The sequence below is a fragment of the Nannocystis pusilla genome, from assembly GCF_020073745.1.
In the GTDB taxonomy this organism is placed as follows: Bacteria; Myxococcota_A; Polyangia; order Nannocystales; family Nannocystaceae; genus Nannocystis; species Nannocystis radixulma.
On sequence record NZ_JAIRAU010000057.1, the window covers coordinates 346588 to 365256 of the forward strand.

At 72.4% G+C, this 18669-nt stretch carries 15 protein-coding genes; 3 read left to right on the forward strand and 12 right to left on the reverse strand.

What is annotated here, in order from left to right:
- Positions 1-89: 89 nt before the first annotated feature.
- Together K7C98_RS41160 and K7C98_RS45570 are read left to right on the forward strand one after the other, a co-directional pair.
- The gene (locus K7C98_RS41160; protein WP_224197415.1) at positions 90-1916 is read left to right on the forward strand and encodes a thiamine pyrophosphate-requiring protein; all 1827 of its coding nucleotides are present in this window, start codon (positions 90-92) and stop codon (positions 1914-1916) included.
- A gap of 143 nt (positions 1917-2059) precedes the next feature.
- The gene (locus K7C98_RS45570; RefSeq protein ID WP_263430299.1) at positions 2060-2341 is read left to right on the forward strand and encodes a hypothetical protein; all 282 of its coding nucleotides are present in this window, start codon (positions 2060-2062) and stop codon (positions 2339-2341) included.
- Here K7C98_RS45570 and K7C98_RS41170 read toward each other — a convergent pair.
- The 11 genes from K7C98_RS41170 to K7C98_RS41220 form a co-directional block, all read right to left on the reverse strand.
- Complete coding sequence (locus K7C98_RS41170; RefSeq protein WP_224197417.1) at positions 2256-3338, reverse strand: c-type cytochrome; 1083 nt, start codon at positions 3336-3338, stop codon at positions 2256-2258. The genes K7C98_RS45570 and K7C98_RS41170 overlap by 86 nt on opposite strands.
- Positions 3335-3988: a cytochrome c oxidase assembly protein gene (locus tag K7C98_RS41175; protein ID WP_263430261.1), complete on the reverse strand. Its 654-nt coding sequence runs from the start codon at positions 3986-3988 to the stop codon at positions 3335-3337. Before K7C98_RS41175 ends, K7C98_RS41170 begins: the two co-directional genes overlap by 4 nt.
- Positions 3985-4365, reverse strand: a complete 381-nt coding sequence (locus K7C98_RS41180) for a hypothetical protein (RefSeq protein ID WP_224197491.1) — start codon at positions 4363-4365, stop codon at positions 3985-3987. The genes K7C98_RS41175 and K7C98_RS41180 overlap by 4 nt, the downstream gene beginning before the upstream one ends.
- A gap of 10 nt (positions 4366-4375) precedes the next feature.
- Positions 4376-6886: a cytochrome c oxidase subunit I gene (gene ctaD, locus K7C98_RS41185; RefSeq protein WP_224197418.1), complete on the reverse strand. Its 2511-nt coding sequence runs from the start codon at positions 6884-6886 to the stop codon at positions 4376-4378.
- On the reverse strand, positions 6883-7923 hold the full coding sequence (locus K7C98_RS41190; protein WP_224197419.1) for a cytochrome c oxidase subunit II: 1041 nt from the start codon (positions 7921-7923) through the stop codon (positions 6883-6885). The genes ctaD and K7C98_RS41190 overlap by 4 nt, the downstream gene beginning before the upstream one ends.
- 435 nt (positions 7924-8358) lie before the next feature.
- Positions 8359-10158: an AMP-binding protein gene (locus K7C98_RS41195; RefSeq protein WP_224197420.1), complete on the reverse strand. Its 1800-nt coding sequence runs from the start codon at positions 10156-10158 to the stop codon at positions 8359-8361.
- Between the two features lie 14 nt (positions 10159-10172).
- Entirely contained in the window at positions 10173-11054 is an 882-nt protein-coding gene (locus K7C98_RS41200) for a methyltransferase domain-containing protein (protein WP_224197421.1), read from the reverse strand.
- 16 nt (positions 11055-11070) lie between these two features.
- Positions 11071-12123: a type III polyketide synthase gene (locus K7C98_RS45350; RefSeq protein WP_224197422.1), complete on the reverse strand. Its 1053-nt coding sequence runs from the start codon at positions 12121-12123 to the stop codon at positions 11071-11073.
- Positions 12120-12917 (reverse strand): bifunctional 2-polyprenyl-6-hydroxyphenol methylase/3-demethylubiquinol 3-O-methyltransferase UbiG, encoded by a 798-nt coding sequence (ubiG, locus tag K7C98_RS41210; protein ID WP_224197423.1) that lies wholly within the window; start codon positions 12915-12917, stop codon positions 12120-12122. Before ubiG ends, K7C98_RS45350 begins: the two co-directional genes overlap by 4 nt.
- Position 12918: 1 nt before the next feature.
- Positions 12919-14085, reverse strand: coding sequence for an acyl-CoA dehydrogenase family protein (locus K7C98_RS41215; protein WP_224197424.1), 1167 nt, complete (start codon positions 14083-14085; stop codon positions 12919-12921).
- A 28-nt stretch (positions 14086-14113) separates the two neighbouring features.
- Positions 14114-15622: an acyl-CoA dehydrogenase family protein gene (locus tag K7C98_RS41220; protein WP_224197425.1), complete on the reverse strand. Its 1509-nt coding sequence runs from the start codon at positions 15620-15622 to the stop codon at positions 14114-14116.
- Between the two features lie 477 nt (positions 15623-16099).
- On the opposite strand from K7C98_RS41220, the gene K7C98_RS41225 reads away from it, so the two are divergent.
- A complete protein-coding gene (locus K7C98_RS41225; protein WP_224197426.1) occupies positions 16100-16957 on the forward strand; it encodes a universal stress protein in 858 nt (285 codons plus the stop codon).
- Between the two features lie 4 nt (positions 16958-16961).
- Here K7C98_RS41225 and K7C98_RS41230 read toward each other — a convergent pair whose 3' ends face one another.
- Positions 16962-18653, reverse strand: coding sequence for a cation:proton antiporter (locus K7C98_RS41230; protein ID WP_224197427.1), 1692 nt, complete (start codon positions 18651-18653; stop codon positions 16962-16964).
- Between the last annotated feature and the right edge of the window lie 16 nt (positions 18654-18669).

An 18669-nucleotide genomic window follows, 5' to 3' on the forward strand; every position in this document is an offset into this window, starting at 1 on the left:
TGGCCGCCGCGGCCCAGGAGCGGCCCGCTTGAGGCCTCCCGGCGCGGTGCTACGAACGGCGTCTCCCATTTCGTCCGCGCGAGGTCTCCATGAGCAAGAACGTCAGCGAATTCCTCCTCGATCGCCTCTCGCAATGGGGAGTGAAGCGAATTTACGGCTATCCGGGCGACGGCATCAACGGCATCCTCGGCGCGCTCGACCGCAAATCGTCGGAGATCGCGTTCGTGCAGGCCCGCCACGAGGAGCTCGCGGCGTTCATGGCTTGCGCGCACGCCAAGTTCACGGGCGAGGTGGGCATCTGCCTGGCGACCTCGGGGCCCGGCGCGATCCACCTGCTGAACGGCCTGTACGACGCCAAGCTCGATCACACCCCCGTCCTGGCGATCGTCGGTCAGACGGCGCGCCGGGCGATGGGCGGCGACTATCAACAGGAGGTCGACCTCGCCGCGCTGTTCAAGGACGTCGCCCATCATTACGTCCAGACCTGCATGCACCCGGACCAGATCCGACACCTGGTCGACCGCGGGATGCGGATCGCCCGGGCGCGGCGCGCCGTCACCTGCCTGATCATCCCGAAGGACATCCAGGAGCTCGAGGCCAGCGAGCAGCAGCCGCACGCGCACGGCACCGTGCACTCGAGCGTCAGCTATTGCACGCCGCGGGTCGTCCCGGCCGAGGCCGACCTCCGCGCCGCCGCGCAGATCCTCAATCAGGGCCAGCGCGTGGCCATGCTCGTCGGCCAGGGCGCGCTGCGGGCGACCGACGAGGTGATCGCGGTCGCCGACCGGCTCGGGGCCGGGATCGCCAAGGCGCTGCTCGGGATGGCCGCGGTCCCCGACGACGTGCCGTACGTGACCGGCGCGATCGGCCTGCTCGGCACCCGCCCGAGCTGGGACATGATGCAGCAGTGCGACACGTTGCTGATGGTCGGGTCGAGCTTCCCGTACCCCGAGTTCCTGCCGAAAGAGGGCCAGGCGCGCGGGATCCAGATCGACCTCGACCCGACGAAGCTCGGGATCCGCTATCCGATGGAGCTCAACCTCGTCGGCGACAGCGCCGAGACCCTGCGCGCCCTGCTCCCGCTGCTCGTGGACAAGGACAAGGCCTGGCAGCGCGAGCTCGCCGAGGCCAGGCGAGAGTGGGAGCAACTGCTCGACGAGCGCGCGCGCCTCGTGGCCGAGCCGATCAACCCCGAGCTGGTGTTCCGCAAGCTGTCGCCGCGGCTGCCCGATCGCTGCATCGTCACCGCCGACTCCGGCACCTCCGCCAACTGGTTCGCCCGCGACCTCAAGTTCCGCCGCGGCATGATGGCCTCGCTGTCCGGCGGCCTGGCGACCATGGGTCCGGCCATCCCCTACGCGATCGCGGCGAAGTTCGCCTATCCCGACCGGCCGGTGGTCGCCTGCGTCGGCGACGGCGCGATGCAGATGAACGGCCTCAACGGCCTCATCACGATCGCCAAGTACCGCGGCGAATGGCAGGATCCGCGCCTCGTCGTCGTCGTCCTCAACAACCGCGACCTCAATCAGGTCACCTGGGAGCAGCGCGCGATGGCGGGCGACCCGATGTTCGTCGGCTCGCAGGCGCTGCCCGACGCGCGCTACGCCGCGTACGCCGAGCTGCTCGGTCTCCCCGCGCGGCTGGTGACCGCGCCGGAGCAGCTCGACGACGCCCTCGACGCGGCGCTCGCCGCCGACGCCCCCTACGTGCTCGACGTCCGGACCGACCCGAACGTGCCAACCTTGCCGCCGCACGTCACGGTCGAGCAGGCGTGGGCGTACACGCGGTCGCTCCTCGGCGGCGACCCGCAGACCAGCGGCATCGTTCGCCGCGCCTTCGCCTCGATGTTCCCCTCGCTGGGCAAGAAGATCGACGCCGGCCCGGACGCCGAGAAGGCCGGGCGGAAGGGCTCCTGAGGCATGACCCGCGCTCGCGGCGACGGGGCCGCGGTCGAGCGAGTGACTACGCGGACGCGGCCGCGGCCCCGCTGGTGGGCGGGCCGTCGGCGCGCGCGATCGTCGGCGTCGACGCCATGGCGACCGCCGCGGCGTGGGCGGCGATGAGCCGGGCGCTGCGCAACACAGGGCGCCCCGGCCTCGGCTGGATGGCGCTCTCGGCCGTCGACGTCGCGCTGTGGGACCTCAAGGCGAAGCTGCTCGGCGTCCCGCTCGCCGCCCTGCTCGGCCGGCCCGCGACGCCGCCCCGACCTACGGCAGCGGCGGCTCGAGGCGTCAGGGCCCATCTGGCCGGTAGCGTCACGGGGCGGGCTTCAGCGACGCGTAGTAGGCCGCCAGGTCGCGGATCTGTTCGGCGTCGAGCGGGCTCGCCACGGGAGTCATGAGGTGCGCATAGGCTGATCCGCCGCGCTGCCGGGCCTTGAACAGCTCTAGCTGCAGGACGAGATAATCCGCGTACTGCCCGGCGAGGTCGGGCATGGCGGCGTTGCGCCGGGGACGTCCGGGGCCGTGGCAATCGACGCAGGCCGGGACGCGCTGCGCCGGGACGCCGCGCTCGGCGATCTGTCCTCCGCGCGCGATCGCGGCGGCCGATCGCTCGTCACTCGGCGGGCAGCCGCGCTGGTCGCTGTAATACCCGGCGAGCTCGTCGCGCTGGTCGCCGCTCAGGCCCGCCGCGATCGGCCGCATGATCCCGCTGTGGCGTCGCCCGTCGGCGAACGCATGCAAGGCGGCGCCGAGATATTCGCGCGACTGCCCCGCGAGCCGCGGGAACGCCGGCGACTCGCGGCCGCACCCGTCCAGCCCGTGGCAGCGCGCGCAGTGGCGGCGCGCGAGCTCCGGCAGTGGGTCGGCGACGAAGGCAGGGGCCGCGTCGCCATGGACGAGCCGGCGATAGCCCTCGGCGTCGAGGTCCGGCAGCTCCAGCAAGAAGGCCACCATCGCCAGCACCTCGTCGTCGCGCTGCTGCGACGGCCAGCCGGGCATGCCGGTGAACTTGATCCCGTGCTTGACGACGTAGAACAGCTCCTCGGGCTCCCACTTCGTGGCGAGCTCCGGCCCGAGCCGCGGCGGGTGCGGGGTCATGGCGTGGGGCACGGGCGGCAGCGGCTCCTCGGGGCGGCCGTGGCACGGCCGGCAGGCGCCCTCGTAGTGACCGGCGCCCTTGAGCACGAGCCAGGGCTCGTCGCGCGGCGGCAGCTCGTCGCCGAGCGTGCGGGTGGCGACCGCGCGGCGCATCGCGAAGTGCAGGAACCACGCGGTGATGCGCCAGTGGCCGGAGCTGGCCGCGATCGGGACGAGGCCCGCGGCCACCACCAGAAACCCGCCCAGGGCCAGCAGCGCGAGCAGCAGCGCGCCCGTCTTGAGCCGCCGACGTGTCATGACGGATCTCCCGCGGCCACGTCCGCGGCCGTCGCCCCCGCGCCGCGCCGCAGCAGCACCGTCGTGAGGCCGAGCCCGGCGATCAGGTACACGAGCCCGCCGACGGACAGCATGATCGCCCCGCCGAGGTGCTGGTCGGCGAGCGGCGTCAGCCACGAGCCGCCGTGCGCGTGCTCGAAGAGCGGCCGCGGCGGGAGGGCGAGCAGGGCGCCCAGCAGCGTCATGTGCATCGACGTGAGCAGCATAGCGACGACGCCCCCGGCGGCCCGCTCGCCGCGCCGCCGCGCGTCGCCGCCGAAGGCCGACAGCCACACGAGGAGCCCACTGAGGAGGAACGTCGCCTGCTCGACGGCCAGCGCGCGCGGATCGTGCCGCGCCGCGTGATGCAGGGCCGGCGTGTGCCAGGCCCACACGACCACCAACTCGACGACCGAGGCGGGGATCGGGGAGAACAGCCTCGGGGCCAGCCGCACCGGATCGAGACGCCCACCGGCGACGCCGAGCGCGAGCGTCGGCGCGGCCACGGCGACCACGCCCATGTGCATCGTCATGTGCGCCGAGAACGAGCCCGGGGCGAACTGCGTCAGTGCCCCGGACCAGGCGACCGCGAGCGTCGATGCGCCGAGCAGCAGGAGTGCGCGCCGCCTCATCGGCAGCTCCGGATGAACAGCGCGACCAGTGCCGCGTAGACGACGGCGAGCGCCGACAGGCCGGTGAGCAGCAGGGTGGTCCGGCCGAGGAAGCGGTCGCGGTCGCCGGGCGCGTCGTACTCGCGCGCGGGGCCGGGCTCGACCGGACGGCGCCGCCGCATCGCCCTCCAGCCGACCAGGGCCAGCCCCGCGAGCGCCAGCAGCGTGTAGACGGCGATCGCCGCCCGCGCGGCCCCCAGCGAGCCGCCCCTGCCCGCGATCTTGGCGCACCACACCGCGCCGGTGATGTACGAGAGCAGGAGGTGCGCGAGCCAGATGAACGGCGCGGCCGTCAAGAGCCACAGGTTCTCGCGCGGGGGGCGGGACTCGTCGGTCATGGCGAACGCCTCATGCCAGCAGCGGGAAGCCGGCGATCACGGCGACGGTGAGGAGCGCGGTCAGGACGGTGAAGTGCCAGTAGAGCACCACGTTGCCCAGGTCGGCGTCGTGGCGCGGGGTCATGTGCCCCGCGAGCCGACGCGCGCTGCAGTACAGGTGCATGATGGCGCCGATGCCCACATGGGCGGCGGTCCAGATGACGAGGAGCCAGACGATGGCGGGGTACGCGTGGCTGGTCGGGTCGAGGCCGGTGGCGAGCGGCCCGGCGACGAGGGCCGCACCGCCGAGGGCCGCGAGTCCCGCCCCGCCCAGGAGCCCGAGGTGGCAGGCGCGTCCGCGGTCGCGTCGATTCCAGCGCCGGGCCAGCCATGTCGCGCTCCAGGCCCCGACGAGCAGCAGCGCCGCGAGCCCCGGCCACAGCACCCCCGGCCCCTGGACCGGCGCCGGCGGGAAGTCGGCGTGGACCGTCCAGAAGAAGAAGTAGCCGAAGACGAGGCACACGTACGCGGTGAAGTCGGCCAGCATGGTGATGAACACGCCCCACCATCCGATCGACGACGAACCCGAGGCGTAGAGCGGCAGCGTCAACCCACAGCCGACGTCCTTCTCCTGCTTCTCCGGCACTCGCGCGGTCCCCGTCCACAGCCAGAACACGAACACGAGCAGCGCCGCGACCAGGCTGGCGAGCGCCAGCGACCACAGCTTGAAGGTGCCGAGGATGAAGAACCCGCCGGTGGTGAGGGCGGCGAGCGGGGTGACGAAGCTCGGGCCCGGCAGGCGCTGACAGAACAGCGGCCGCGCGTCGACGACGGACGTCACGAGCGTCTCGCGCAGGCCCTCCTCCGCGTCGGGCAGGTAGAAGCGTCCCTCGTCGATGTTACGGAGGAAGTCCGGCTGATCCCACAAAGGATAGCGGCTGTCGATCTGTGGGATCGAGCGGATCCCCCACGGCTTGCCCGGCATCTCCTGCACCCATTCGAGGGTGCCGGCGTCCCACGGGTTGCGCGGCGCGAGCGGCTCGCGGGAGCGGGGGCGCACCAGGTCCCAGACGATCACCGCGACCCCGGCGGCGAGGATGAACGCCCCGATCGTCGACACCAAATTGAGCCCGCCCAGCCCGGCGGCTGCCGGATAGGTGAAGACCCGCCGCGGCATCCCGCGCAGGCCCGTCAGGTGCATCGGCAGGAACGCGACGTTGAAGCCGATGAACATGAGCCAGAACGCCAGCCTGCCGAGCCGCTCGGACAGCATCTTGTTGCCCACGAGCGGGTAATAATAATAAAACCCGGCGATGATGGGGAAGACCGCCCCGCCGAACAGAGTGTAGTGAAAGTGGGCGACGACGAAGAACGAGTCGTGGGCCTGGAAGTCGAACGGCGCCATGGCCACCATGACCCCCGTCAGCCCGCCCAGCACGAAGATCGCCAGGCTGCCGAACATGAACAGCATCGGCGTCGAGCGGGTCACCCGGCCCATCAAGATCGTCGCCAGGAAGCAGAACAGCTGCACGCCGGTCGGGATCGCCACCGCGGTCGAGGCCGCCGAGAACAGCCCCAGCGAGACCCCCGGCAGGCCGGTCGTGTACATGTGGTGCACCCACAGCCCGAAGCTGAGGAACCCGGTGCCGATCGCCGACAGGACGATCCAGTCGTAGCCGACGACCGGCCGGCGCGCGAAGGTCGGCACCATCATCGCCACCAGCGCGACCGACGGCAGAAAGATGATGTAGACCTCCGGGTGCCCGAACAGCCAGAACAGGTGCTGCCACAGCAGCGGGTCGCCGCCGCCCGCGGGGTCGAAGAAGGGCCAGCCGAACGCCCGCTCGACCTCGAGCAGCATGCTGCCCGCGATCAGCGGCGGGAACGCGAACAGCACCATCGCCGCGGCCACGAGGGTGTACCAGGCGTACAGCGGGACGAGGTTGATGCGCATCCCGGGTGGCCGGCACTTGAGCGTCCCGACGATCAGCTCGACGGCCGCGGCGATCGCCGCGACCTCGATGAACGAGAACCCCAGGAGCCACATGTCGGCGCCGATCCCCGGCTGATACTTCGAGGTGAGCGGCGGGTACATGAACCACCCGCCGCGCGGCGCCGCGTCGAAGAAGATCGAGCCGCACAGGAAGATCCCGCCGAGCATGAAACACCAGAACCCGAACGCCGACAGCCGCGGGAACGGCAGGTCGCGCGCCCCCAGCATCTGCGGCAGGAGCAGCACCGCGATCGCCTCGAAGATCGGGATCGCGAACAGGAACATCATCACCGAGCCGTGGACGGTGAACGCCTGGTTGTAGAGGTCGGCCGACAGCAGGTCGTTGTCGGGCACCGCGAGCTGCGTGCGCATCATCAGCGCCAGCACGCCGGCGAACAGGAAGAAGAAGAACGAGCTCGCCGTGTACCACACCCCCACGGCCGAGTTGTTGACGGCCGACCAGTAGCGCCAGCCGGTCGGGGTCTCCCACGCCTTCAACAGGCGGGCGGCCTGTTCGGCGCCGACCTGCTCGGGCGACGGCTCGCTCATTTCAGGCCCTCCAGATAGGCGGCGAGCGCCTCCCGGTCGGCTTGCGGCAACATCGCGAAGGCTGGCATGTGCACACCCGGCTTGACCTGCTCCGGGGCCTCGATCCAGCGCTGGAAGGCCCGCGGGTCGCTGCTCAGCGTGCCGGCCGCGATGCTCAGGCGGCCGCCGACGTGGGTCAGATCGGGGCCGACGTCGCCGTCGGCGAGCGTGCCCCGGATCGTGTGACAGGCGCCGCAGCCGTGGGCGAGGAGCAGCTCCTGGCCCCGCGCCGCCAGCGGGCTCGCCGGGGCCGACGCCGGTTCGGCCTGGTGCGCCAGCCACTCGGCGAATTCGTGCTCCTCGGTGACGGCGACCACAAAGGCCATGTGGGCGTGGGACAGCCCGCAGTATTCGGCGCAGAGGCCGCGGAACACGCCGGTCCGCGACGGCTCGAGCGTCAACCGAGTGACGCGGCCCGGGATCATGTCGACCTTGCCGGCGAGCGCCGGGATCCACAACGAGTGAATGACGTCATGGCTGTCGAGCTGGAGGACGGCCGGGCGGCCGACCGGCAGCCGGAGCTCGTTGGCCAGCGGGACGACCCGCCCGTCGCTCGTTCGATAGACGACCTCCCACCAGAATTGCCGGCCCGTGACGAAGAGCGTCGGCTCGGCGTCCACTCCGGCGAGGAGCGACGGCAGCAAGGCCAGCCCCCAGATCAGGAGGGCCGTGAGCACGAGGACCGGCAAGACCACGCCGCCGCCCACGATCAACACGCCCGGCGCCCGCGGACCTGGCTCCCGCCGACGGGTGCTCACATAAAACGCGAGCGCCATGACCGCGGCCCAGACGACGACCGTCCCCGCGGTCATCCACCAGAACAGCTCGGCGATCCGCTCGGCGCCTCGCCCCGCCGGATCGAGTGCCGACTGCGGACCCGCGCACGCGACCAGCGCCGCGACGCCGGCGAGAAGCGCCAGGTCGGTCGCGCGGATGGTGGCCCGGCGACGGCGCCCGGAGGCCGTGTCGGGCGAGGAAGACAGAGCGAACCGCGTCATGGCGAGAGTACTCCCGATTCGGCGCCGGCGCCCGTCGTTGCAGGTGCAACGATGCGTTGCTTTCGACGGAGCGGGTGACCTTGGGCCAGGCGAAGGATCCGCCTGGATCGGTTCGCTGCTGCCCACGCTGTAGCGGCGATTCGTTTCAGGTGCCGCCGAGGGTGAGGGAGGACCCCCTGATTGTCAAGGCAAGGTGGTCTCGTACTGCGAATGACGGGACGCCGCCGCTCGCCTGCTGTCGCTATCTCCATACCCGCGCTCGCTGGCGGCGATGCTCGAGCGCGACACGGCGAATCGCGGGGCGCCTGCGAGCAATGGTCGTGGTGGATACGGCCGACACCGGCGCGGCGGTCTCGCGGGACGACGAGGCGGGCGCTTCTCGACACCTCGGAGCCGAGCGTCCGCCGCGGAATAGCGAGGTTCGACGCGGGCCCTTCATGCATCGCGGGGCATGAGGTCGCGGAGCCGGTCGGCGCGTGTGAGGTCGCGGATCTCGAGCCGCTGCAGCTTTCCACTGCTGGTCTTCGGCAGCGAGCGCGGCGCCACCAGGACGACGCGATCCGGCCGCAGCCCGGTCTCGGCGAGCACGGCGCGCTCGACGGCGCGAGCGAGGCGCGCGAGCGCGTCGCGCCCTGTCTCCGCGGTCTCGACGACGACGACGACGGCCTCGGTGCCGTCGGCGGGGTCGTACTCTCCGAACGCGGCGATGCAGCCGGCGCGGGCGCCAGGCACCCGGCCGGCCGCGGCCTCGAGGGCCTGAGGATGGTAGTTGCGGCCGGCCTTGACGACGAGCTCCTTGCAGCGCCCGGTGACGAAGAGCTCGCCGTCGGCGACGTATCCGAGGTCGCCGGTGCACAGCCAGCCGTCGCGCAGCGCCGCCGCGGAGGCGTCGGGATCGCCGACGTAACCCTCGGTGAGCGACGGTCCGCGGAGCACGATCTGGCCCTGAACGCGCTCGGGCAGCGCGACCCCGGCCGCGTCGACGATCTTCATGGCGTGACCGGGGAAGGGCCGGCCGACGCCGACGAACGCCAGTGCCGCAGGATCGTCAGGAGCGACAGGAGCAGCCACGCCGTCACGGTTCAGCCGCTCGCGCGCGACGAAGTCGACGCGCGGCTCGCTGTCCGCTGCGGGGAAGGTCGCGGCGAGCACGAACTCGGCCATGCCGTACACGGGGTGCACGCTGCGGGCCGGCAGCCCGTAGGGGCCGAAGCGGCGGCGGAACGCGGCGACGGTGCCCGCGTCGATGAACTCGGCGCCGTTGTAGGCGAGCCGCCAGGCGCCGAGGTCGAGGCCGGCGAGCTGATCGTCGCCGATCTTGCCGAGGCAGAGCTGATACGCGAAGTTGGGCGCTGGCGAGAGCGCGCCGCGCAGGTGGTGCATGGCCCACAGCCAGCGCTGCGGCCGGAGGACGAACGAGAGCGGCGGGAGCAGGGCCACTGGCAAACCGTGGAGGAAGGGCGCCAGCACCACGCCGACGAGGCCCATGTCGTGATGGAGCGGGAGCCAGCCGAGGCTGAGCTCGCCCTCGCGGTATCCGCTGATCTCGCCGATGCCGCGCGCATTGGCCAACAGCGCCCGGTGGCTCACCATCACGCCCCGGGGCTCGCTCGTCGTGCCCGAGGTGTACTGAATGAAGGCGAGCGCGTCGGGCGCCGGCGCCGGCTCGTCGTCAAAATCGTCAGATCCCGCCAGATCGGCGGGCACCAGGACGGGCGGGGCCGCGGCTCCGCGCGCGACGGTCTCGGCCTGCTCGTGGAGCGACGCCTCTACGATCAAGGCGCGGGCCCCGGCGCCGCGGAGGATCGCCGCGGCCCGCGACCGCCAGGACAGCGCCCGCTTCGACGCGAAGGGCGGCTCGAGCAGGATCGGGACGGCGCCGAGCAGGACGCAGCCGAACAGCGCGACGACGACGTCCGGACCTGTCGCGAAGGACAGAAGAACGCGCGCGCCGGAGCCGACGCCCCGACGGGCCAGCGCCCCGGCCGCCGCACGCGCGTGGGCGAGGAGGGCCGCGTTGGTGAGAGTCGAGAGCCGCTCGTCGGTGTCGATGAAGTAGAACGCGGTCGCCTCCGGCGCCGCCCGGGCCCGCTCGCGCAGCGCGTCGTGCAACCCGGGCGCGGGCGCGGCCCGGCGTCCCGGAGCGATCGGGACGGCCTGGCGCTCGGGGTGCACGCCGAGCCCGGGTCCCAGGGACAGCGCCGCACCGGCGCGGACAAAGCTGATCGTCGTCATGAATTTCTCCCGGGTCACGCGCCGCGGCTGCTGGCGCGGACGACCCCGTAGCGCATCACACCGCGCGCGTACGCCTGTCGCATCAATGGGACCGCGCGCAGGAAGCGGAACACGTCCAGGCCCTTGCGCCGGATCAGCGACCACGCGAGACGCGGGTTGCGCACGAGCGGCGCGACGGCCTCGCTCGTCAGGTCCCACGTGTGCCGCGTGTTCTCGGTCCAGTCTGCGGCGCGCACGTCCGCGAAGCCGCACGCCTCGCACAGCCCGGCGTACCCGCGCAGCGGGAGCACGTACGCCAGGGCCATCTCGCGGTAGAGCCGGCGCAGGAGCGCAGCCTCGTCACGAGTCGGCCGGTCGTCGCGACAGCACCAGGTGGCGACGATCAACCGCCCGCCCGGTTTGAGCACGCGCATACACTCGCGGAAGAAGGCGAGCTTGTCCGGCAGCAGCTCGCAGATCTCGAGCGCCCACACGACGTCGAAGGTCCGCGCCGCGAACGGCGTGGCGAGGGCGTCGGCGACGTGGAAGCGGACCGACTCCGCCACGCCGGCCGCGCCCGCCTTGGCGCGCGCGCGTTCGACCTGGGCCCCGCTGAGGGTGATGCCGTCGACCCGGCAGCCGAGCTCGCGGGCGAGGAGGATGCTCGCGGCGCCGATGCCCGACCCGGCGTCGAGGACGTGCGCGCCGCGCGGGACCTCGCCGAAGGCGATGAGCTCGTGCACGGTGCGCGCCTGGGCCGCGTGGCGGTCCTGTCCGGCGTCGCCGGGGGCCCAGAAGCCGTGGTGGATGTGCTCGCCCCACAGCTCCTCGTAGAGGTCGATCATGCCGTCGAAGTGCTCGACGATGGCCGCGTGCAGCTCGTCGACGGGCCGGGAGAGCGAGAAGACGTCGTCCATGCGTTCCTCCGGGGTTTCAGAACCGCAGCAGCAGCGACTCCATCGTGAGGCCCGGGCCGAAGGCCATCATGACGCCGTACTCGCCCGGCTCGGGGCGATCGACGGCCATCACGTCTTTGAGGACCAGCAGGACCGTCGACGACGAACAATTGCCGTACTCGGCGAGCACATGGTTCGAGGCGCGAAGCTGGTCCGCGCGCAGGCCGAGGCGATCGCCGACGAACTCGACGATCTTGGGGCCCCCGGGGTGGATGCACCAGGACCGGACGTCCTGCCGGCGCAGGCCGGCGGGCGCGAGCAGGCGCTCGACGAAGGGCGCGACGGCCTCGGCCAGGAGGAGCGGCACGTAGGGGGAGAGCGTCATGCGAAAGCCGTCGTCGAGGACGCGCCAGGTCATGGCGTCGAGGGTGCCGCGGTGGACCTCGGTGTGTGTGCGCAGGAGCCGGGGCCCGGCGCCGTCCTTCGCGAGCCCGAGGAGCAGGGTGGCGCTGGCGTCGCCGAAGAGGGCGTGGATCACCGCCTGCTCGCGCGACGCCTCGGGCCGGATGTGCAGCGAAGAAAGCTCGGTGCAATTGACCAGGACGAGCTCGTCCGGGCGGGCCGCGAGGGCGTCGAGCGCGACTCGGAGGGCGTTGAAGGCGGCGCAGCAGCCCATGTGGCCGATGAAGGTGCGGCGCAGATCGGGGCGCAGGCCGAACTCCTCGGCCAGCCGCAGCTCCGGCGTCGGGCCGGCGTAGCCGGTGCAGCTCGCCATGACGAAGCTGCCGACGCGCTCGCGCGCGGCCCCGTCGAGCACTGCGGCGACGGTCTTTCGGCCGAGCTCGAGCGTCACCTGCTCCCATCGATCCATGCGCGCCCGCGTCGACGGCGAGCCGTCGGCGAAGACGCGACGAGGATCCCAGGAGAAGCGGCGCCGCTCGACCCGGGTCGACGCGAACAGCTCCTCGGCGCCCGGCACATCGGCGTAGATTCGCCGGTAGAAGCTCTGGTAGCACGCGCCCTGCGGGATCTCGAGATCCGGCGCGGCCGTGGCGAGCTTCACCACGCTGGGGAGCCCTGCGGCCGTCACGGCGGACCTCCGGCGGTCCGCACGGCGTGGCCGATATAACCGACCGAGCGATCGCCGGTGAGCGTGAACTCGCCCGGCGTGCCGCGCTCGATGTACGAGCGGACCGCCGCCACGAGGCCGCCGGCGGGCGAGAGGCCGCGTGTCTCCTGCACGAGGAGCCCGGCGCGCCGCGCCGCCTCGGCCAGCTCGTCCGGGGTGATGAACATGCGCCACGCGTGCGTGGCGGGCGGCACCACCCCGAGCACGCGCTCCGCCAGCACGATGGCCACGAGCCAGCTCCTGAGCGTGCGATGGATGGTGTCGAACACGAACACCCCGCCCGGGCGGAGGACCCGCGCGAACTCGGCGAGCGACCGCGGCAAGTCGTGCAGGTGCTCGAGCACGTCCGCGGCGATCACGACGTCGACCGCGGCGGACGACAGCGGCAGCGCGTAGGCCGACCCGCGCCGGTACTCGACGCGGACGCTCGCGCGCGCGGCGTGGCGCCGTGCGACCTGCAGGGCGCCCTCGGCGACGTCGAAGCCGATGACCGCGTGGCCGCGCGCCGCGAGCGACTCGCTCAAGATCCCGCCGCCGCAGCCGACGTCGATGACTCGAGCGCGCGGGGCCGCATCGCCGAGGACGCGCGTCAGGACACGATCGATGTAGGAGAGGCGAGCCGGGTTCATCGCGTGCAGCCCGGACATCGGGCCTGCGGGCTCCCACCAGCGCTCGCCGAGGTGCTCGTAATAGTCGTTGTCGAGCGCGACCGTCGACGGATCGACGGCGCGCAGGCGATCGGCGAGGAGGCCCATGCTACTGCCACCTCGGCGATGCCGCGAGGTCCACGCCCAGCGCCGACTTGCCGATCAGCTCGCGCGCGGCGTCGTTGTCGAGCGGCAGGAGCGGACCGAGCTGCACGTCGCGGAGGATCTGCGCGATCGGAGCGCGCTCGCGGACGCCCGGCGCCCCGATCACCTCGAGCGCGAGCTGGACCACCCGCGGCGCCTCGTTGGTGAGGTAGTACCGGAGGACGCAGGCGCGGACGCCCTCGCCGGCGGGATCGTCGACGACGTCCGCCGGCGCCGTGCAGCTCTCGGCGAGCAGCGCCTCCATCGCGGCGAGCAGTGCCCGCATGCGACCGAGGGCGAACTGCACCCCGGGCAGCGCGCCGCGCGGCGAGGCGCGACCGACGGCGACGGCGAGCTCGTGGGCGCGTTCGGCGAGGCCGAGGAACACCGCGCTCTGGCAGGCGGAGTACCATCGCTGCACGCGGGCGAGCACGGCGGCCGCGTCCTCGCCCGCGACGAGGTCGCCGGCCGCCACGGGCAGGCCGCGCAGCTCCACGGAGTGTGCGCCGCTGACCGGCATCGAGGGGCCCTCCCACGGCGCGACGACGACGGCGAGCTCCGGCCCCGGCCGCGGCACCAGGAGGAGCAGCGGCGCTGCGGTCCCGTGCGCCGCGACGAAGATGTGCGTGCACGCCTCGAAGCCGGCGACCAGGGGCAGGACGCCGTCGAGCGTCCAGCCCCCGAGGGTCGGAGTGGCGGTCGGGCCCGCCGCGGCGACCGGCGTTGTGGCGAATGGACCGCCGGCGGCGCAGCCGAGGAACGCGGGCGGCGTGTTCCGGCCCGAGCTCGCGGCTGACCAGGGCATGCCTGAATGGACATGGTCGATCGTGCAGCCCTGGCCGGGCGCCTGGTGCTGTAGCGTCGCGCTCGAGCGCAACGCGCCGGCCAGCGCGCAGTGGCCCGCCAGGGCCCACGCCGTCGACCCGCAGCTCGCGGCGAGGACCCGCAGGATCTCGACGTTCTCCGCCAGGGTCGCCGCGAAGCCTCCAGTGGCCGCGGGCGCGTTCATGGCGAGGATGCCGGCCTCGTCGAGCGCAGCGAGGCGGTCGCGCATGCTCTCCGGCAGGGCGGCGGCGGCGAGCGCGGACGCGGCGCGGCGGAGCTCTCTCCAGCGGTCGGATCGATCGTTCATGTTCACCTCACGCGGCGACGACGGCGGCTCATACCGCCCATCGCGGCTCGCCGAGCACCGGGATCCCGAGCGCCTGCTTGCCCGCCCACTCGAGGGTCACGTCCGTCACCGGCGGGACCAGGAGTCCCGCCGCGACGTCCCGGTACATGCGCTGGATCGGGCTCACGGACGCATACCCGGAGCCGCCCTCGACCTCGACCGCGAGCGTGACGATCTCGTGCGCCAGGCGGCACACCGTCGTCTTCATCAGGCTCATGTCGATGTAGTGCGCCAGCGGATCCGCCGCGGGCTCGTCTTGCACGGAGCGGACGGCGCGGTAGAGGCAGGCTCGGGCTGCCGCGAGCTTGACGTGCATCTCGGCGACGCGGAACTGGACGCCCGGCAGGCGGGCCAGCGGCCCCGAGACGACCTGCAGCGTGCGCCGACGCTGGCTGTGCGCGACGTGCTCGAGCGCGGCGCCGGCGATCCCGACGAACACCGCAGCGAAGCTGCACCAGGCCCAGTGGCACGCCCGCATGAACAGCAGCGGCAGCTCTCCTGGCGCACCGATCCTGTAGCGCGAGGCGACGTGGAGGTCGTCGATCTCGAGCGTGTGGCTGCCGGTCGCCCGCATCCCGCCGGCGCTCCATTCGGCCGCGACGCGGATCCCTGCAGCCGGCCGGGGCAGGAGGAAGCCCACCGGCGACTCGACACCGCGCTCGTCGGGGATCGCCGCGGAGAGGAAGACGAGGCCGCTGGCCGGATAACCCGAGAAGAAGCCCTTGGTGCCCCGGAGCCGATAACCGCCGGGGACGGGGGTCGCGCGGGTCGTCGAGCGCAACCAGTGGCCGCCGACGTCCGGCTCGCTGAAGCCGCCGGCGAGCAGCGCCCCCTCGCGCACGATCGCCTCGTAGGCCCACTCGATCGTCGACCCGGCGGCCGCGCTGAGCAGCGCCACGCCGTGGATGTGCATGTTGACGGCGAAGGCCGTGGAGGCGCACCCGGTAGCGAGGGCCTCCTGGGCGCGGCACACCTCCTCGAGCGAGGCGCCGCCGCCCCCGTGACGGCGCGGCACGGTCATGGCCGTATAACCGGAGGCGACGAGCTCGGCGAAATTCTCGTGCGGGAACCGGCCCGACTCGTCGTATTCGCGGGCGCGCGGGGCGAAGCCGGCGGCGAGCTCTCGCGCGAGCGCTACATAGTCCGCGCGGGCGGGAGAGCCGGCCAGCGCCGCCGCCAGGCCGGCGATCGTGTCGTCGCCGCGCTGCGCGGCCTCGATCAGCCAGGGCGTCAGGTCGACGTCGTCGAACGCCTGGCGGATCCGGTCGAGCAGCGCGCCCAGACGTACGGAGTCGAACCCGAGGTCCCGCGTCAGCGAGCGCTCGGGGGCGAGCTCGGACGCATCGAGGTCGGCGTCGACGGCGAGCAGGAGCGAGCGCACCCGTCGCAGCACCGGCTCGACGCTCGGGCCAGGGACCTCGGCGATGGAAGGACCGGTCGCCGCCGAACACTCCCGCGGCCTCAGGGTGGAATGGGACGACACGACGGCGCCGAGCATGGCCGGATCTCCGGGCCCGTCGAGCGCGCGTCCGGTGATCCGGCCCACTATGCCCACGCGGCGCGTCGCTTCGCCTCGCTGACAGCGGCCAGCCCGGCGTCGGCCGACTGCCTTGATAAACAACCGCCGCGGCGACGAGCGGCGGGCGGTGCACGAAATGGCAAGGGAATGGCGAGGGATCGGCGCTGCCCGCCCGGCGAGCGCAGCGAGCGGCTGTTCTCGGCTCGCGGGAACCGCATCGCTGCGGCGAGAGCGGGCGCGGCCGCTGCAGAATGAACATATCACCGACTCCGTGCGCCGCTGCCGGCGCGCCTTGCCTCCGGCGCCGGATCGTCCACCACACAGGCACCATGCATTTCATTACAATCCGGTTCGAGATCTCCTCGCGCTCGCCCTGGCCTCACGGGCGGGAGTCGGCCTGAACCGCACGAGTGTAAGTAGTGTAGTGGTCGGCCGAGTTCATACGCTGGAGTCGACATGCGACCCTCGAAGATCCTCCTCGCCACGGACCTGAGCTGTCGCTGTGATCGCGCCCTCGATCGCGCCGCCGGCCTCGCGGGCGAGTGGGGCGCGCGGCTCGTCGTCGTCCACGCCCTGCAGCGGCCGGCGCCGGTGGTCGACGTGCCGTCGTGGCGTCGGCCGGTGGACCCCCGCCGGGCCGCCCTGCGGCGGGTACGGGACGACATGAGAGAGATCGTCGATCTCGAGCTCGAGGTGGTCGTGGAGCCGGGCGAGCCCGCGTCGCTAATCCTCGACACGGCCGAACGGTTGGGCTGCGGGTTGATCGTGACGGGCGTGGCGCGGGACGAGACGCTCGGCCGCGCCCTGCTCGGCACGACCGTCGAGAAGATCGCGCGCCAAGCCCAGGTTCCCCTTCTCGTGGTGAAGTCGCGGCCGCGAGGACCGTACGCGTCGGTGGTCGTGGCGAGCGACTTCTCGGACGCCTCGCGAGCCGCGCTCGAGCAGGTATTGGAGCTGCTCCCGACAGCTCAGGTGAGTCTCTTCCACGCGTACAATGTCCCCTTCGAGGGCCTCGTCAACGACAGGATGGCCGCGCGCGAGGCCTCCGCGCGCGAGGCCGCCGCGATGAGCCAGGCCTTTCTCGACGCGACGCCCGCGGTCGCCCGGTCGGGGCGTCCCGTCGCGCAGATCTGCGAGTACGGCGTCATCGAGGAGGTGCTCACCGATCTGGCGGAGATGGGACGGGTCGACCTCGTCGCGCTCGGTACGAAGGGGCGCAGCGGGATCGTCGGCGCGCTGCTCGGCAGCGTCTCCGGGCGTCTCCTCGGCAGCCTCACGCTGGACATCCTCGTCGTGCGCCGCTCGGCAGGTTGAGGAGCTACGCGGGTGGACGGCGCTCCTGTCCGCGCTGGTCGGTGGGCCCTCGTCGCAGCTCCTCGAGCGCGGCGCGGACCAGGTCTGGATCGAGTCCGAGCGCTTGCGCCGTGCCGCGGCCGAGCTCGATCGCCAGCGTGAGCTCACCCATGACCGCGGCGCTCGCCCCGAGCTCGTACAGGTGCCGCATCTCGGACTCGCGGTGTGTGCGGACGAGCACGACCAACTCGGGGTTCCTGGCAAGCGCATGCTCGACGAGCCGTCGGACCACCATCCGTTCGGGGACACATGCGACGAGGACTCGAGCCCGCGCCAGCCCGGCCCGCTCGAGCACCGGGGGCTGGGTGGCGTCGCCTTCCACGACCGGCGTGCCGCGCTGGACCAGCGACCTCACGATGTCCGGCTCCTCGTCCACGACGACCACAGGGACCTCGAGCCGCTCGAGCAAGCGCGTGACCGTGGCCCCCACTCGGCCGTGCCCGCAGACGATGGTGTGCCCTCGAACGCGGTCGTCGGCGGGCTCATCCGTCTCGACCGCGGCAGGGCGGGAGCGGAGCCGCTCGAGCAGGGCGAGCGCCAGCGCGGGGACGGCCGGCGCGACCAGGATTGAGAGCGCTGCGCCGCCCAGGAGGGTTCCGAAGAGCTCCTGCCCGATCAGATCGAGCTCCCGTGCCACCTGTGCCAGCAAGAACGAGAACTCGGCCGACTGCGCGAGTCCTGCGCCGAGCAGCACCGCCACCCGTCGCGGACATCGCAGCAGCAGGGCGACGCCGGTCGTGATCAGGCCTTTCCCAAGCACCGTGAGCGCTGCGGTCGCCGCGATGAGCTGCCAATGGGCGACCACGAACGCCGGATCGATGGACATGCCGATCGAGACGAAGAAGACGCCCGAGAAGATGTCGCGCAGCGGGATCGCCTCGCCGAGGATCCGGTGGGCCTTGGGCGATTCGCCGACGACCACCCCGGCCACGAAAGCACCGAGCGCCAGTGAGACGCCGAGCAAGGAGGCGGTCCAGGCCATGCCGAGGGCGACCGTCGCCACAGCAAGCGTGAAGAGCTCACGGCTGCGGGACAACGCGACGCGTTCGAACAGCCGCGGCAACAGCCACAGCGCCGCAGGGGTGACCCCCAGGAGGAACACGGCGCCTTTGGCCAGCTCCCGCCATGCCTCTCCTCCGGCCGCTGCGGGTGACAGCGCCGAGAACATGGCGACGAGCACGATGGTCGACATGTCCTGCACCGAAGACCAGGCGATCGCCAGCTTTCCGTGCCGACTCTCGAGCTCGCCTCGCTCGAGAAGTACCCGACTGAGCACGGTGCTCGACGAGTTCGAGAGCACCGCGCCGAACACGAGGGCCTCCACCGGGCTCCACCCCATCACCAGCCCAGCCCCGACGCCGAGCCCGAGCGTCAGCACCACCTGGAGCGACCCTCCAAGGATGGCGATCCGGCCGGCGCGGACCAATTCGGGCAGCGAGAGCTGCACGCCCACCGCGAACAACAGAAAGATCACCCCGATCTCGGCCAGAGCGTCGATCGACGCAATCGGGGCCGTCACGCCGGGGGTGAACGGGCTCAAGAAGAGCCCGACCGCCAGAAAGCCCAGGATAGCGGGTTGGCGCAAGTGGGACGCCAACCCACTGCCGGCGAGGGCGGCGGTCAGCGCGATCAGGAGATGCTCGAGCAATCGTTCCATGATTTCCTTCCGCCGC

Excerpts from the sequence above, each read along its gene's own strand:
- K7C98_RS41160 (WP_224197415.1), top strand. The coding sequence starts at position 90 with ATGAGCAAGAACGTCAGCGAATTCCTCCTCGATCGCCTCTCGCAATGG.
- K7C98_RS45570 (WP_263430299.1), top strand. The coding sequence starts at position 2,060 with ATGAGCCGGGCGCTGCGCAACACAGGGCGCCCCGGCCTCGGCTGGATG.
- K7C98_RS41170 (WP_224197417.1), bottom strand. The coding sequence starts at position 3,338 with ATGACACGTCGGCGGCTCAAGACGGGCGCGCTGCTGCTCGCGCTGCTG.
- K7C98_RS41175 (WP_263430261.1), bottom strand. The coding sequence starts at position 3,988 with ATGAGGCGGCGCGCACTCCTGCTGCTCGGCGCATCGACGCTCGCGGTC.
- K7C98_RS41180 (WP_224197491.1), bottom strand. The coding sequence starts at position 4,365 with ATGACCGACGAGTCCCGCCCCCCGCGCGAGAACCTGTGGCTCTTGACG.
- ctaD (WP_224197418.1), bottom strand. The coding sequence starts at position 6,886 with ATGAGCGAGCCGTCGCCCGAGCAGGTCGGCGCCGAACAGGCCGCCCGC.
- K7C98_RS41190 (WP_224197419.1), bottom strand. The coding sequence starts at position 7,923 with ATGACGCGGTTCGCTCTGTCTTCCTCGCCCGACACGGCCTCCGGGCGC.
- K7C98_RS41195 (WP_224197420.1), bottom strand. The coding sequence starts at position 10,158 with ATGACGACGATCAGCTTTGTCCGCGCCGGTGCGGCGCTGTCCCTGGGA.
- K7C98_RS41200 (WP_224197421.1), bottom strand. The coding sequence starts at position 11,054 with ATGGACGACGTCTTCTCGCTCTCCCGGCCCGTCGACGAGCTGCACGCG.
- ubiG (WP_224197423.1), bottom strand. The coding sequence starts at position 12,917 with ATGGGCCTCCTCGCCGATCGCCTGCGCGCCGTCGATCCGTCGACGGTC.
- K7C98_RS41215 (WP_224197424.1), bottom strand. The coding sequence starts at position 14,085 with ATGAACGATCGATCCGACCGCTGGAGAGAGCTCCGCCGCGCCGCGTCC.
- K7C98_RS41220 (WP_224197425.1), bottom strand. The coding sequence starts at position 15,622 with ATGCTCGGCGCCGTCGTGTCGTCCCATTCCACCCTGAGGCCGCGGGAG.
- K7C98_RS41225 (WP_224197426.1), top strand. The coding sequence starts at position 16,100 with ATGCGACCCTCGAAGATCCTCCTCGCCACGGACCTGAGCTGTCGCTGT.
- K7C98_RS41230 (WP_224197427.1), bottom strand. The coding sequence starts at position 18,653 with ATGGAACGATTGCTCGAGCATCTCCTGATCGCGCTGACCGCCGCCCTC.